The sequence below is a fragment of the Streptomyces sp. NPDC000134 genome (assembly GCF_042899225.1).
GTDB lineage: Bacteria > Actinomycetota > Actinomycetes > Streptomycetales > Streptomycetaceae > Streptomyces.
This window is the reverse complement of the sequence record NZ_JBIAZN010000023.1, coordinates 52,555-65,834: the sequence shown is the minus strand read 5'-3', so window position 1 is coordinate 65,834 and position 13,280 is coordinate 52,555. Positions and strand designations below refer to the sequence as shown.

The 13,280-nt window shown below is 70.7% G+C and carries 13 protein-coding genes and 4 pseudogenes; 8 read left to right on the top strand and 9 right to left on the bottom strand.

The genetic code is table 11. From position 1 onward, the window contains the following. The first annotated feature begins 374 nt into the window (after positions 1-374). A complete protein-coding gene (locus ACFY32_RS28605) occupies positions 375-791 on the top strand; it encodes a hypothetical protein (protein ID WP_390675713.1) in 417 nt (138 codons plus the stop codon). 181 nt (positions 792-972) lie between these two features. Here ACFY32_RS28605 and ACFY32_RS28600 read toward each other — a convergent pair. After that, positions 973-1,478: pseudogene (locus ACFY32_RS28600) on the bottom strand (transposase); the annotation flags it as partial. Between the two features lie 1,468 nt (positions 1,479-2,946). On the opposite strand from ACFY32_RS28600, the gene ACFY32_RS28595 reads away from it, so the two are divergent. From ACFY32_RS28595 to ACFY32_RS28585, 3 genes are all read left to right on the top strand, one after another. Next, positions 2,947-3,144: a hypothetical protein gene (locus ACFY32_RS28595; protein ID WP_390675712.1), complete on the top strand. Its 198-nt coding sequence runs from the start codon at positions 2,947-2,949 to the stop codon at positions 3,142-3,144. A gap of 124 nt (positions 3,145-3,268) precedes the next feature. Continuing rightward, on the top strand, positions 3,269-3,442 hold the full coding sequence (locus tag ACFY32_RS28590; protein ID WP_390675711.1) for a hypothetical protein: 174 nt from the start codon (positions 3,269-3,271) through the stop codon (positions 3,440-3,442). Positions 3,443-3,488: 46 nt separating this feature from the next. Continuing rightward, positions 3,489-4,037, top strand: a complete 549-nt coding sequence (locus ACFY32_RS28585; protein WP_390675710.1) for a TspO/MBR family protein — start codon at positions 3,489-3,491, stop codon at positions 4,035-4,037. Here ACFY32_RS28585 and ACFY32_RS28580 read toward each other — a convergent pair. The 3 genes from ACFY32_RS28580 to ACFY32_RS28570 form a co-directional block, all read right to left on the bottom strand. Continuing rightward, a complete protein-coding gene (locus ACFY32_RS28580; protein WP_390675709.1) occupies positions 4,018-4,287 on the bottom strand; it encodes a hypothetical protein in 270 nt (89 codons plus the stop codon). The genes ACFY32_RS28585 and ACFY32_RS28580 overlap by 20 nt on opposite strands. 777 nt (positions 4,288-5,064) lie before the next feature. Further along, entirely contained in the window at positions 5,065-5,445 is a 381-nt protein-coding gene (locus ACFY32_RS28575) for a toxin Doc (RefSeq protein WP_390675708.1), read from the bottom strand. Between the two features lie 3 nt (positions 5,446-5,448). After that, positions 5,449-5,700, bottom strand: coding sequence for an antitoxin MazE7 (locus tag ACFY32_RS28570; RefSeq protein WP_390675707.1), 252 nt, complete (start codon positions 5,698-5,700; stop codon positions 5,449-5,451). An 802-nt stretch (positions 5,701-6,502) separates the two neighbouring features. On the opposite strand from ACFY32_RS28570, the gene ACFY32_RS28565 reads away from it, so the two are divergent. Next, positions 6,503-6,751: a hypothetical protein gene (locus ACFY32_RS28565; protein WP_390675706.1), complete on the top strand. Its 249-nt coding sequence runs from the start codon at positions 6,503-6,505 to the stop codon at positions 6,749-6,751. Then, positions 6,744-7,823, top strand: a complete 1,080-nt coding sequence (locus tag ACFY32_RS28560) for a response regulator (RefSeq protein ID WP_390675704.1) — start codon at positions 6,744-6,746, stop codon at positions 7,821-7,823. Before ACFY32_RS28565 ends, ACFY32_RS28560 begins: the two co-directional genes overlap by 8 nt. 276 nt (positions 7,824-8,099) lie before the next feature. Here the strand turns inward: ACFY32_RS28560 and ACFY32_RS28555 are convergent. The 5 genes and pseudogenes from ACFY32_RS28555 to ACFY32_RS28535 form a co-directional block, all read right to left on the bottom strand. Further along, positions 8,100-8,614, bottom strand: a pseudogene (locus tag ACFY32_RS28555) (glycosyl hydrolase 53 family protein). A 175-nt stretch (positions 8,615-8,789) separates the two neighbouring features. After that, positions 8,790-9,776, bottom strand: coding sequence for a sugar kinase (locus tag ACFY32_RS28550; RefSeq protein WP_390675703.1), 987 nt, complete (start codon positions 9,774-9,776; stop codon positions 8,790-8,792). Continuing rightward, positions 9,773-10,441, bottom strand: coding sequence for a bifunctional 4-hydroxy-2-oxoglutarate aldolase/2-dehydro-3-deoxy-phosphogluconate aldolase (locus ACFY32_RS28545; RefSeq protein WP_390675702.1), 669 nt, complete (start codon positions 10,439-10,441; stop codon positions 9,773-9,775). The genes ACFY32_RS28550 and ACFY32_RS28545 overlap by 4 nt, the downstream gene beginning before the upstream one ends. A 37-nt stretch (positions 10,442-10,478) precedes the next feature. Continuing rightward, positions 10,479-10,728, bottom strand: a pseudogene (locus tag ACFY32_RS28540) (D-galactonate dehydratase); the annotation flags it as partial. Positions 10,729-10,771: 43 nt separating this feature from the next. Beyond that, positions 10,772-11,110: pseudogene (locus tag ACFY32_RS28535) on the bottom strand (SDR family NAD(P)-dependent oxidoreductase); the annotation flags it as partial. 825 nt (positions 11,111-11,935) lie between these two features. Here ACFY32_RS28535 and ACFY32_RS28530 point away from each other — a divergent pair. Both ACFY32_RS28530 and ACFY32_RS28525 read left to right on the top strand, forming a co-directional pair. Continuing rightward, positions 11,936-12,376, top strand: coding sequence for an ATP-binding protein (locus tag ACFY32_RS28530; protein WP_390675701.1), 441 nt, complete (start codon positions 11,936-11,938; stop codon positions 12,374-12,376). A gap of 364 nt (positions 12,377-12,740) precedes the next feature. Then, positions 12,741-13,214, top strand: coding sequence for a hypothetical protein (locus ACFY32_RS28525; protein WP_390675700.1), 474 nt, complete (start codon positions 12,741-12,743; stop codon positions 13,212-13,214). Positions 13,215-13,280: the final 66 nt, after the last annotated feature.

Sequence of the window (13,280 nt, the reverse complement as noted above, 5' to 3'; positions counted from 1 at the left end):
CAGGTCCATTCCTGGGTGAGGACCAAGTTCGACGACCATGCGAACCACTGGATGGGGCCGGGCCGGCGGGTTGCACTCGTGGCCCCCGATAAGTGACCCCGGCCACCTCGCTGCGCAGCGCTTACGCCAGCCGCTGCCCCGGCCCGTACAGAGATCACCTCCGGCCATTGTTCGGCCGCCGTGACCGCGTGCTGAACAATGCCCGGCCCCGGTGAAATCGGTGACACGAAGGCACGCCTACCTCACTACAGGGTCTTTCACATGCACAGACGTGAGGGACGGATCTCATGATGAGTGCAACTTCGACGCACCAGGAGGGACTTGCATGGCGAGTAGCGGTCACGGCGACGGCTGCCGCATCGGCGGTGCTCCTGATGAGCACCTATGCCATGGCGGCAGACGATGACAACTACGCGAGCCCGAGTTCTGCGGCCGCCGCCCAGGCATCGGATCTTTGCCGCGTTTTGCCGAGTCAGGCTGCGGGCTGTTTCAAGAAATATGGCGACGCCTTCTATGTCCAAGATCAGGGGGCCGACGGCCTAGAGACGTTCGTGCAATGGGAGAACCAACTCAAGAACAGCGCTTCGAGCTGGGTCGGTTACCGTTCCGGGGCGTGCCGGAATAGCCTGGGCGCCTATAACTGGGGCGTGTGCAACAAAGACTTCTACGAGAACTCCACCACCAACAACAAGGGTGGGAAAGGCAGCAGGATTCGGTTCAGGGTCTGCGTGGACGGCGTCTTCTCGGATGACTGCACCAGCTACAGCGAATGGCTGTACAACGACGCCTGACCTCGATCTTTCTTGGCGGTCCGCCGACGGGGTCGGCGGACCGTTTCGTTTGCGGTGGTTGAGGGCGGGCGGGCCGACGGCCCGAGTGTCGCGTCGAGTGGGCGCCGGGTTCGACTGCTTCGGTAGGGGTGACGCTCCTCGTAGGGACGTAAAGCCGCCGGTCAGCCAGGCTTCGGTAGGAGAGCGGGCGACGTCTGCCGGTCCCGACGAGTTGGGCGGCTGGGGAGGAGAGCCAGAGTCGAAGCCGGCGGGGTTCCCATAGCCGGGCTTTCCCGGCCAGGGCGAGCATGGGCATCCAGGCCAGCAGGTCGAGTGCGAGCTGGACGATGTCCAGCCAGACCTTGTTCTGCGCGGTGTCGTGCAGGGTCAGGTTGCGCGGTCCGCTTGCGCGGGCAGCCCGAATCCGGTCCTCAGCCCCGGGCCCGCAGCCGGTGACGGAGCTGGAGTGTGGTGATGGGACGGGGGACGGTCGGCGGTGTTGGTGGCGAAACAGGTGATCCGCGTGCCCCGGTCGCCGACCTGGTCTCCGGACACTTCCCCGGCACCCGTGTGACGCAGACGCCGATGCCCCCGGGCGACCCCCTCCAGAAGATCAACCCACCGGCCAGCCAACGTGACAGTGCCCGCGTGGGGGTCCGGCTGCCGCAAGGGGGCCTGCCCGGCACGGACCCACGGACCGGCCGGCGACACGGCAGCCCGCGAAGGCTTCCCCGCTCGCGCCCACCCCGGCGCCTCTGCCATTGAGAGCGGCGGTGGGAGCGGAACTCAGCCGGTGGGCTCCCCGGCCGCCGCTGGGCGGCATCCGGCGCCCGAAACGAAGCGGACGGGGCTGAGCGGACCCCCGTTGGTGTAGGTGACGGAGTCGCACCAGAGCAGTACGGTGGCGGAAATCCTCACCCAGCCCGGCCCTGTCTGATTGGCCGGTCCCAGGCAGGGAACCCAGCCGTAAACCGTGCCGGCTTCGGCGTCGAACAGTGCGCCATAGCACCAGTAGGTCGGGGGCACCGGGTCCTCGTGAGCCACGGCGTCCGGGGTGGAGGCAGTCATTCCGGCCAGCGATAAGGCGGCTGCGGCCAGGGCCGTTCCCGCCAGGCGGCGTAAGGGGAGCATGCGGAACCGTTCCCTTCATCGAGCGTGTGTGCGGGTTCTCCGAGTATGGGCAGAGCGTCTGCGGCCGACAAGACGGCGATGCCTGCCCCGGACGTCCGGGAGTCGTCCCCGAGCCCTCGTCTGAAGGAGGTCTCGTCGCCACCCATCGGGACCTTCGGCACGTAAGCTGCCGAGAGCACAGCCCTGGGGTTGGCGAGTCAGCGTCCCCCCTGCATGACGCCGCCCTCCGTCGTCGGGGCAGCCGACCCTCGTCCGCGAGGACGGCTACAAGTCGGACCTCCACTACGACCCTGTCCGCCTCCAGGCCCAAGCCCGCGCTCTGGAGGTCGGGCTGGGCCTGCGCCGGCTCAACAGGGGCGGGTACGCCCGGCGACTACCCTGCTCGCCTTCCAGGTCAACCGGCCGGGGGCGAGATCATGCAGGTGGGCGATGCACCGCCTTGCCGACGGTGGCAGCCGGGTGGGTGTCGGCGTCGGTGATGACCTGGTGGTTCGTGGAGGCGCCTTGACCCTGGATTCTGGGGCTGACCCGGCCCTGGGCCCGTTCGTACCAGCCGGAATGGCGGCCCAGAAGTGCGTGGGGGACGGTGGGCAGGGCGACGGGCGGGTCCGTCGTGCCTCCCGAGCCGCCTTCCGAGGAGCCTCCATGGCCCAACGTACGACCCTGGTGCGCAGCCTGCACGACCTCGGGCCGGCCGTCGGGTTCGGCGGGTGCCTCGTGGGCGCCGTCGGGTTCAACGGCGCCGCGCGGGCCGAGGGCGGCATATGGGCCACCGGCGTCCGCAGCGCCAGTACCGGCTGGGCGAAGTGGACGTCCGTGAGCGCCACCGCGATCGGTGCGCACCTGTTCGGCAGCGGCGGGCTGCTCGCCGCGAACGCGCCCCGCGTCACCGCCCAGCAGGGCGTGGCCGCCTCCACCGTCGCCAAGACCGTCGTCACCGGCGCCGCCCTGGCCGCCACCGCCTACACCCGGGTCCTCGGCAAGAGGATCGCGCTCACCGCCTCCGCCGACCCCCGGGAGGCCGAGAACGCCGCCGCGTACTTCCATGGACAGCGGCAAGGCGCAGCGCCACCTCGCCTGCGCCCAGGGGGTGGTGCCCGCCCTCACCGGCTGCCTGGGCGCCCTCGACGCCCTGCACGGCGAGCAGCAGCGCCCCGCAGTACAGGCGGCCGGCATGTGGCAGCGGGCCCGCTCGGTGACGCCGGACCTGCCTGCCGTCACCGACCGGCACCTGACGCACTGATGCCCCTCGCCCACACCCGTACCGCATCCGAAGGAGCGTCACGGACAAGAACGCGCTGATCGAGGCGACCGTCCGCAAGACCGCGGAGACGGGGCAGGAACTGGGCCCGGCGGAGGTCGAACGGGTGGTGGACGCGCTGTTCGGCACGGTCACCGTGCCCGGGACCATCGCGGACGGCCTCAGACGCGGCGAGATCGTCACCGTCCTCGGCTTCGGCGACTTCCACGTCGAGGGCACCCGGCCCCGCCTGCGCCCCGGCCAGGCACTCAACGAGTACGTCAACGGCGAGGCGCGGTGAGCGGCCGGTGACCGTATACGGGCCGCGGCGGGGAAGGCGCACGGACATGACCTTCGGCAAAGAGGACGAGGCTCACGGCGGACGGTGGCGGCGGTACGGCGCCGCCGCGGCTGCCGTGACCGTCGCCGCGGCGGCCGGTGCGGCGGCGGTCGACCCGGCCAGCGCCTGGTACCGGTCCCTGCGCAAGCCATCCTGGCAGCCGCCGCCGTGGGCCTTCGGCGCGGTGTGGACCCCGTTGTACGCCACCGTCGCCTTCGCCGGCGGTCACGCGCTCGGCCGGACACGCGGCCCTGAACGCGCCCGCGTCGCCGCCGACTTCGGGGTGAACCTCGCCCTGAACGCCGGCTGGACCTGGCTGTTCTACCGCTGCCGCAGCACCCGCGCGGGACTGGCGGGCACGCTGGCGCTCGACCTCAGCAACGCCTCACTCCTCCGCCGCACCGCCCGCGTCGACCCCACGGCGGCCCGAGCCCTCGTCCCGTACACCGCGTGGTGCGCCTTCGCCACCGCCCTCAACACGGCGATCCACCGCCGCAACGCATCACGTGGGGGCCGGGCCCGGTGCTCGCATCAGGTCAGCTACCGGTGGCGGTGACGCCGAACATCAGCGTGCGGCGGGAGACGTCATAATGCACTGTCGCGGTGTTCTCCAACAGGTCCTGCAGCACGTCGGCGTCCTCGGCGTCCACGGTGAGAACCTCTTCCCAGGCACCTTCGTCCAGGACGAGCTGCAGGGTGAAGGTGCCGCGCCTCCCGGGTTCCCCGGCCACCCAACTGAACTGGTAGTGGCTGAGCTGACGCACCTTGATGCTGTCGTCGGTGACGGGCTGCTGAACCTTCGGCATGGTGGAAAGACCTTCCTGTGTGTTGCGCGTGACGGCACACCAGCCGCTGCCGTCGGTGTGCCACGTACCCGGCGGTTGCTCGGACCAACGGAGTGACGGGCCCGCAAGCCTTGGAGCCCGTGCACGGACATGGTGCGGCCCGGCGCCGTGCGAACCGTCGCGCCCCGCCATGCGAGGCCGCGGACCACCCGGACGCAGTCACGGACCCGGCCGCGGCACGGGGCGGGCACCGCGGCACGGGGCGGGCACCGCGGCACGGGGCGGGCACCGCGGCACGGGGCGGGCACCGCGGCACGGGGCGGGCACCGCGGCACGCTGCCGCTCGCCTCCGCTCCGTAGCACCCGCGCGGCGACCGACCCGGGCAGCCGTCTGCCGGGTGGAGGCCGTCCAGCGCCTCACCGGCTCACCGGCCGTTCGGCCCCGGACTGGGACTGTGGGCCAGCCGTTCGGCCCCATGAGCGGGCCCGTACGACGTTGTCCCGCCCATACGCCCGGCGCCCGGGAACAGGGGTGATCATGGTTGCGGGCTCGGTTCGTCTACGGGGCCGGCAAGGGAGCCTGCGCGCAGGAGGAGGTCGCCCCGACGACGCGACCGCCCGGCACCGGCCGTACCCACCCGATGGAGGCGGTGGAGCAGTCCCCGATGCGCCCAGCCCGTGCGGCGCAGGCCCGCCCAGACGCAGCAGGCCGTCGGGGAGGCGGCGACCCTCGCCGCTATCGCACCAGGGCGCCTCGGCTTGGGTGGCAGATGCCCCCGGTTATCCGTTCCGTACGGTTCACCCGGTGCTGCGCAAGGAGCGCAGACGGTCGGCGATGTCGTAGACGGTGAGCCGCAGCGCGCGGATGTCGGTGATCAGGTCTCGCCAGGGCTCGAAGGAGTCGTCGATGTCCTCTCCGGATGCCCGGAGGTATGCCACCGCCACGCCATAGGCGAAGTACGCGTTGCGGGCCGGCAGCGGGCGCAGCAGCACCAGTTGCTCAAGCAGGGCGGCAGCCCGCCAGGAGGCGTCGGGTTCGCCCACGTCCAGTTGTGGTGTGTTCACCCGGTGCCGGGCGACGGCGGCCACCAGGCCCGAGTAGTCCCGGACCCCGAGTTCCTTGCCGAGCAGTTCCTCCTGTCGGTCAAGGAGCCACCGGATGTCGATATGCAGGTCCAAAGGTCAGGCCGCCCGCCCTGCGGTGTTTCGCCGGGCCGGGGCGTCGTCGGGGAAGGCCTCATCGAACGCCTCGGCCAGGCCGGGCCGGCCGATGACCTCGCGGAACGCGGCCGTCGCCTTGCTCAGCTTGATCTGGTTCTCTTCCTCTACGGCCAGCTCCGCCAGGTAGGCCCGCACGCTCTGCCCGCGGGCTGCGGCGACCGCGGCGAACCGGTCCCTGGTTGCGGAGTCGACCTTTACGGTGGTGTCAGCCATACCTCGAGTATGCACCCATGGGTACCTTTACGAATACCCGATCGAGGTCTCCCGCCACTTTCCGGTCGCTGGCCGTGGGCCACCAGCTCCGGCGAGAGGGCGCTGCGCACCCGTCGCACGCGCGGACGATGCCGACAGCGGCCGAACCGCGATTGCGGCTGATCCGCCTAGATCTTCACTGCGCCCTCCGGCCTGCCCGGCCAGGAACGCCCCGAAACCGCGCCGGGCAAGCCGACGTCTCCGTGACGCCGCCAGCCAGCGGCGCAACCTCGTGCGCCCGCACCGGGCTCGCCCCGACCCGACCCCGGACGAGATCCTTCGGCGGTGACTGGACGGTGCGGCACCGACGGGGGAACGGCGCCGCACCGCCACCAGACTACGACCGCGCACGGCCCACTGCCCACCATTCCGGCGACGCCGCCACCTTCCCGGCTCGTCGACGGCCGCAGCCGGGACCGGAGAAGACGCGCCGAGTATGCGGCTTCTGCCGGTTCGCGATCGGATGCGGCACCGGTCACCGTCCGGGTGAAGTCGAGCCCCCCCCCGCTGCGTTGCAGGATCTCAGCAGCGTTGCAGAGCAACACCCGGCAACGTGCGATACACCAGCTTCCTGACCAGCAAGTACATCCAGCGTACGGAGTGGAGGGACGTTGCAGCCGAACGCTGCAGCGCCCTCTTTTCCCGATCGCGGGCTGCAACACCCTGAGGTTCGTTCATTCTGGATCGATCCCCCCTTCCGCGATCCGCTGGGAGGGTGACAAGTCCCATGCCCCTAATCTGGGTTGAACGAACGGAGTCCGTGGTGGACCGTCCTCTGCTGTCGCTGAGATCGACGCTGGTGTTCCTCCTCGCCATGCTGGCCGGCGCGGCGGCCGGCGGGCTGACGGCACTGGCGGGGGAGAACGTGCCGCGCAGCCTGCTCACGGGGCTCGCCGCAGCGGGGGTGGCGGTCCCGTTCTTCAACCGTCTCATCGACTCCGACGCCACCGCGATCCGGTCCCCGGGGCCTTCGAGCCCCTGCGGCGTCGGAGAGGGAGAGAGCAATGGCTGAGCTGCGGCCTCTGGGAGACGACCTCAACGACGCCTCACGCGCACTCGCCCAGGCCTTGCGGGAACTGTTCGAAGGCCTGCAGGTCTCCGTTCGGCGGTATGCGGCGCGGCGCAGGCTCGACCCGGGCACGGTCTCGCGCTACCTGAACGGCACCCGGTTACCTCCCTGGCAAGTGATCAGCGACCTTTTCGCGGACGTAGCCGAGTACCGCGGGACGGCGGTCACCACTGAGGCCATTGAACTGGTGCGCGGCCTGTACGGAACGGCAGTGGACGCCGCGTCCTCGCCCAAGCACGCGGTGGAGATTTTGGAGCAGCAACTGGCCGACGCTGACCGGGTCTCCCGGCGATCCAGCGTCCGCGGTGACGTCTTGGGCGACGCGTTGCTCGACCGGACGCAGCGCATCGCCGACCTCGAGACACGGCTGAACCATCTGAAGGCCGACCACATCGCGGCCCAGAAGCGGGCGGACGAGCTGGCATCGGCGCACCCGGACGTCTCCGACCTCATCGCCGAACGCAACGAACTCCAGCAGGAAGTCGAGCGGCTCGGAGCGGACCTTCGGGAGGCGCAGGCTCAACGTGCCGCTGCGGAGGGCCGCTGCGATCTGCTCGAACGTCAACTGGCCGCCGTTGAGCAGGCAACCACGGCCGCCGGGTTGTCCACCGTGCCACGGAGCATGCCCAAGATCCTCGTCGTGGACGACCAGCCGGACAACCTGCTCGCCATGACCGCGGTGCTCGCGACACTCGACCAGGAACTCGTGACCGTCTCCTCCGGCCAGGAAGCGCTCAAGGCCTTGCTCGACCACGACGACTTCGCGGTCATCATCATGGACGTGCAGATGCCGGAGATGGATGGATACGAGACCTGCGCTCACATCAAGCGCCGGCCCCGGACCCGGGACGTCCCCATCATCTTCCTGACCGCCATGGGCGTGGACTCCGAACACTCCGCCCGCGGATACGCGGCCGGCGCCGTCGACTACATCAGCAAGCCCTTCGACCCCTGGGCCCTGCGCGCCAAGGTCGCCGTGTTCACCTCCATCTACCTCGAGAGACACACCCCATAGAGTCCAGGCACGCACAGCCCCGCCCGGTCCCGTACGCGCCTTCAACTCCAGCGGCGGCACGCTCGAATGATCGTTGCCGGGGCTCGTCCCGGCCTGGTGCCCGCCCTTCGCGCGGCCGGACTCGACCGCGTCCCGGGCGAGGGCGGCATCGTTCCCGCGGGGGGCGACGCTCCAGGCGATCTCGTACGACGTCGTAGCCCGGGTCGGGCCTCGGGACCCGGCCACCGTCCCGGCGGGGGCGCGGGCCTGGACGGAGAATCACGGGCTGATCCGCGATCAGAGTCGTCTCGCTCGCGCCGTTCGCCTTGGTCGTCCACGGGTAGCCGGTCCCCATCGCCATGACCGGTTTCCCGCTCGTCGAGCCCACCCAGCTCGCGAAGTTCGCCAGGGACGCGATCGACTGGTCGGGGAGGTGTCGCGTACCGCCTTCGACGCGGACGCAAGCAGCGCGCAGTAGTCGGCCGGGCTGGTCCAGCGGCTCACGTCGGCGAGGGCGTTGTTGATCTCGTTGCCGATGGACACGTACTCGAGGGTCACGCCCGCGGTCCGCATCGCCGGACGGACTGGGCCGTGTAGTCGTAGATCGCCTTTTCCAGCCGGCTCTGCGAGTAGCCGGCCCAGTCCGTGGGCCTTATCTGCGACCCGGGGTTGGTCCAGAAGTCGCTGTGGTGGCGACCAGGTCGATGCCGCCCGCCTTCGTCTTGAGGAGTTCCTCGCGCCGCTCGGCGGCCGGACAGCGGCTGAAAGGGAACTCGCCCATGACCGTGCGGCGCGGTGTCGGAACTGCCCATCGGCAGATGCCCGGTCAGGGCAGGGGGCACGGGTGAGCGGGCGGCCGGTGAGGATGTCGACGCAGACGAGCCGGCCGTCGGCCCAGCGGATGCCCTCGCCGAGTTCCAGGCGGTCCGGTGCGCCCAGGGGCATCGGATCGGTCATGGTGAGGTGCTCCTGATGGTCGGTGACGGGTCAGCGGATGGTGGTGCCCGGGGCGGCGGCGAGCAGATCCAGTTCGTCGCGGCGGGGCAGTCCCTCCCAGTCGCCGTCCGAGGCGACGGCGAACGCGCCGAGGGTGTTGGCGCGTTCGAGGCGTCCGTCCGGCGGCAGTCCGTCGAGCAGTCCGGAGAGGTAGCCGGCGCAGAACGCGTCGCCCGCCCCCACCGTGTCCCGTACGGGCACCCGCAGGGCCGGGACCGTGTGCCGGGAGCCGTCCCGGCCGTGTCGGGCGGCCCCCTCTCCCCCGCGCTTGACGACCACTTCCCGTACCCCGGCCGCCAGCAGCGCCTCGACGGCGGCCTCCTCCCCCTGCGGCTGCTTGGTGAAGGCGCCGGTGACGACGGGGAGTTCGTCGTCGGAGGCGATCAGGACGGTGACGTGCGCCAGCAGCGGAAGCAGTGCCCTGCCCGCGTCCTCGGCCGTCCACAGGCGCTGTCGGTGGTTGACGTCCAGGGCGACGGTCCAGCCGCGGGCGTGTGCGTGGGCGGCGGCCTCGCGCACCGCCTCCAGCGGGCCGGGGCCCAGGGCGCAGGTGATGCCGGTCAGGTGCAGGAGCCGGGCGCCGGCGTCCAGGGCGGGGGCGAGGTCGGCCGGGGTGAGCAGGGAAGCTGCGGAGTGGCGGCGCCAGTAGTGGACGCGGACCAGGTCGGCGACGCGCCGTTCCCGGAGCATGCCGCCGGTCGGCGCGTCGGGGCGTAGGCCGGCGTGGGAGATGTCGACGCCTTCGCCGCGCAGCGTACGCAGGATCAGCCGGCCGGGTTCGTCGTCGCCGACCAGGCCGGCCCAGGCGGCCCGGTGGCCAAGTCGGGCCAGGCCGATGGCCACGTTGGACTCGGCACCGGCGATGGTGGTGCGGGCCTCGGCGCCGACCGCGAGCGGTCCGGGCAGTCGCGCGGCGAGCATGGTCTCGCCGAACGTGAGGACGTCGGTGGCCTGTTCGGTGTCCGGAGTGACGCTCATGCCCGTCCTCCAGCGGTGTCACCGGCGCAGAGCGCGACGAAGCGGCGGGCGCGTTCGCGCAGGGCCTCCAGGTCGCCGCCGTGCGCGGCGTCGCCCACCAGCGGCGAGCCGACGCCGACCGCGACGGCTCCGTGGGCCAGGTACTGTTCGGCGCCGGTCAGGTCCACCCCGCCGACCGGTACGAAGGGCAGGTCGGGGAACGGATCGCGGAGCGCCTTGAGGTAGGCGGGGCCGCCGATCGAGGCGGGGAACAGCTTGACGGCGTCGGCTCCGGCACGCCGGGCGGCGACGGCCTCGGTCGGGGTGAGGGCGCCCGCCAGGACCGGCAGTCCGGCGCGGACCGACGCGGCCACGGACTCCGTGAGCGCGGGGGTCACGATCCAGCTCGCGCCGGCCTCCCGGGCGCGGGCGACATCGTCCTCGGTCAGCACGGTGCCCGCGCCGATCAGGGCCGTGGGGCCGGCCTCGGCGACGGCCCGGCGGATGACACCGAGCGCGTCGGCGGTGTTGAGCGAGACCTCGACGAGGGACACGCCCTCGTCGAGCAGGGCCAGGACGGTGCGCAGCGCGGCGTCGGCGTCCGGGCCGCGCACGATGGCGGCGAGCCGGGTGCGCCGCAGCACGGCGGAGAAGCTGTCGGTGGCGTGGGTGTGGGGGTCGTTCATGTTCACATCCATGAGGGTCGGGGTCGGGTGGGCGTCGCCATTCGGCGAAGGAGCCGTCGGTGTGCCGCCACAGCGGGTTGTGCCAGTCCGCGACGGTGTCGTCGGCGGCGCGGACCGCCTTCCCGTCCACCTCGGCACCGAGGCCCGGGGCCGTGGTGCGCAGCAGGTGGCCGTCGTGGAACCGCAGCGGGCGTGGTGTCGAGCAGGTGGTCCAGCGGACCGGCGCCCGCGTTGCAGTGGATGCCTATGCTCTGCTCCTGGATGAGGAAGTCCGGGGGCGCGGAAGCCGAGGAAGGCGCCGGTCAGTGACACCGAGCGCTGGTTCCACTGGTCAAGTGTGGTGTCGTGGGCGGGGGCGGCACGCACGGCGTAGGCACGGGAGACGAGAACGGAGACGGGGCCGCAGGCGCCGCGAACGGCGTCCAGCGCCACGCTCCAGGACCCTTCGTCGCTCACGTCGGTCCGGTGGAACATCGCCTCCCCGCCGGCGTCCCGGATGGCGCGGGCCGTGCGCTCCCCTTCCGCTGCGTCGATGAAGGCGACGAGGACGCGGGCCCCCTCGTCGGCGAACCGCCGGGCCACAACCGCACCGATCCCCTCGGCCGCGCCCGTGACCACGGCGACGTGCCCGTCGAAACGGAGCCCAGCCCCGGAAGGCGGCGGATACATGGACGGCATGAGCGGCTCCGAAGGCTGCGGCGCGGACAGGACAGGTGTGCTCGGCGGCGCTGGTCGCCTCCCGGTAGATGCTAAGTACGAACTAACAGGTGGGGCCAAGATGCCCCGGCGAGGCGCCGACCACAGACGGGGAACGCGCCGCCCCGGTGACCGGCGGCGGCGCGTCGGACCGGCACCGAATCAGCGGGCCCGGGAGAACCCGTGATCCGCGGCGCCGTCCGCCCACCCGGCGACCTGATCCAAGTCTTCGACCGCCTTCGCCAGGAGATCGCGCCATGAGGCCCAGTGCCGCCTCCAGCGCGTCGAGGTCGGCGTCGGTCCTGTGCAGGGACGGCACGGTGGGCGGCAGCAGGCTCGATGATGGACCGGACATCGGCGAGGTCTCGCACCAGATCCTCGCCTGCGCCGCCTTCGACGCGCCAGCGAATGACGTCGGCATCGTGGTAACGCCACGGATTAATTGTTAATACATTAGACAGTTCCCTGAGCAGCACAGTCCCATACCGACAGGACCGAACCCCGTCCTACCCCCGGACACCCCTGCCGGCCCATGCCTCAGCCCGGGAGACGGATGATGACCATGTCGACTGGGCGCACGGCGTGATCGACCGGGCTCGGCAAGCGGGTCCTGCTCGTCGACGCCGCCGAACGCATCGTCGTCCCGGTCCCCGCTCTGCCCGGCCCGGAGGCCGGCGAACCGTGCGAGGACACCTTCGCTCTGGAGTCTCTCGCTCCCGAGGAGCAAAGCAGCCCTTGCTGGGTACACGTGCTTGACAGTGATCACACACTCCGGACGAGACGGGCGAGGAGACGCCGATGAGCGACCATCCCTTTATCGACGCTCCTCTGCCCGCCGGTCCCGGTCTCGTGCTGCACCGGCGTGCCGACTACGACGACGCTTCCGACAGCATCGGGGTCGCCCGCGATCTGACCTGCGACTTCCTGGCGGACATCTCCCGCCACACCGGCGTGCTGTCGGACCGGACTGCCGGCGACATCATGCTCGTCGTCAGTGAACTGATCACCAACGCCGCACGCCACGACGGCGGTCCCCGGCTGCTCGACCTCACCTGCACCAAACACGAAGTGGAGGTGACCGTCTGGGACACCAGCGCCCAGCTCCCCGCACGCCTGCCCCGCGACCCCCACCGCATCGGGGGCCACGGCATCGAAATCGTGACGGCCCTGTGCTCACGGTTCCGAGCGGAACGCGTACCGGGCGGCAAACGCGTCCACGCCAGCATCCCCCTGGCATGACCCCGGCCGCGTTACGAGACGGTGGCCGCACGGCACGAACGGGCATCGCACTCGCCGCGGACGCCGTCGGGTCCGTCGACTCGGAATGTCATCGCTCTCCACTCCAGCGGCCCCGTCACCACGACCTCCCTCGCATCTCCCCACCAGATCGGAATCCGAGGGAGCAGCTCGCCTCTGGTGAATTCGTCGTCGGACGAGTCCTCGCCGCCAGCGAGTCCTGCACACGCCCCGCACACCACAAGGTCGGCACCAAACCCCGACGCAGCTCAGAACCCAGTACAGCAGTGTGAATCTCTGGGCCGGCAGTCTGGTGATCGTGCGACGATTCGTTCGCTGCCGGAGCAACGAGCGGGGACGAAGGACGATGCAGTACATCAACCTGGACGCACAGGTCGGCAACCTGTCAGGCGTCATATCCCCTGCTCGATACCTGGAGCGTCTGCCCTCGCTGGCTGACGATCTACCAGTCGGAGCCCGGGGCTTCGCGACTGCCCCAGGGCACTACGACTTCTACAGCAAGCGGTGTGTGAAGGACCTGGAGGTCCAATACATCCGCACTGTCCGAGCTGATGACCAGCAGATGGAGATCCAGTTCCGGCACAACTGCTGGAAGCACGACGAAGACCTGGTCATCCGCTATGCAGGCGTCTCCCGCTTCGACGTCGCAGGCATCGAGGACAACGACTGGGCAGACCTTGGGACCGTGATCCTCGACGAAGTCCTGCCCGACCAGAACGGTTGCAGCCACGAGATCGCGTTCGGGAACGGCTCGCTCACCATCGTCTGCCGTGATCTCGTCGCGACCTGGACCGAGACTGACTGCCCCGATAGTTCGTAGGCGAGCAAGTCCTCCACACACAGCCAACCCGCTCGCCGAGGTAGAACGGCAAGGCGAGAGTCTGTT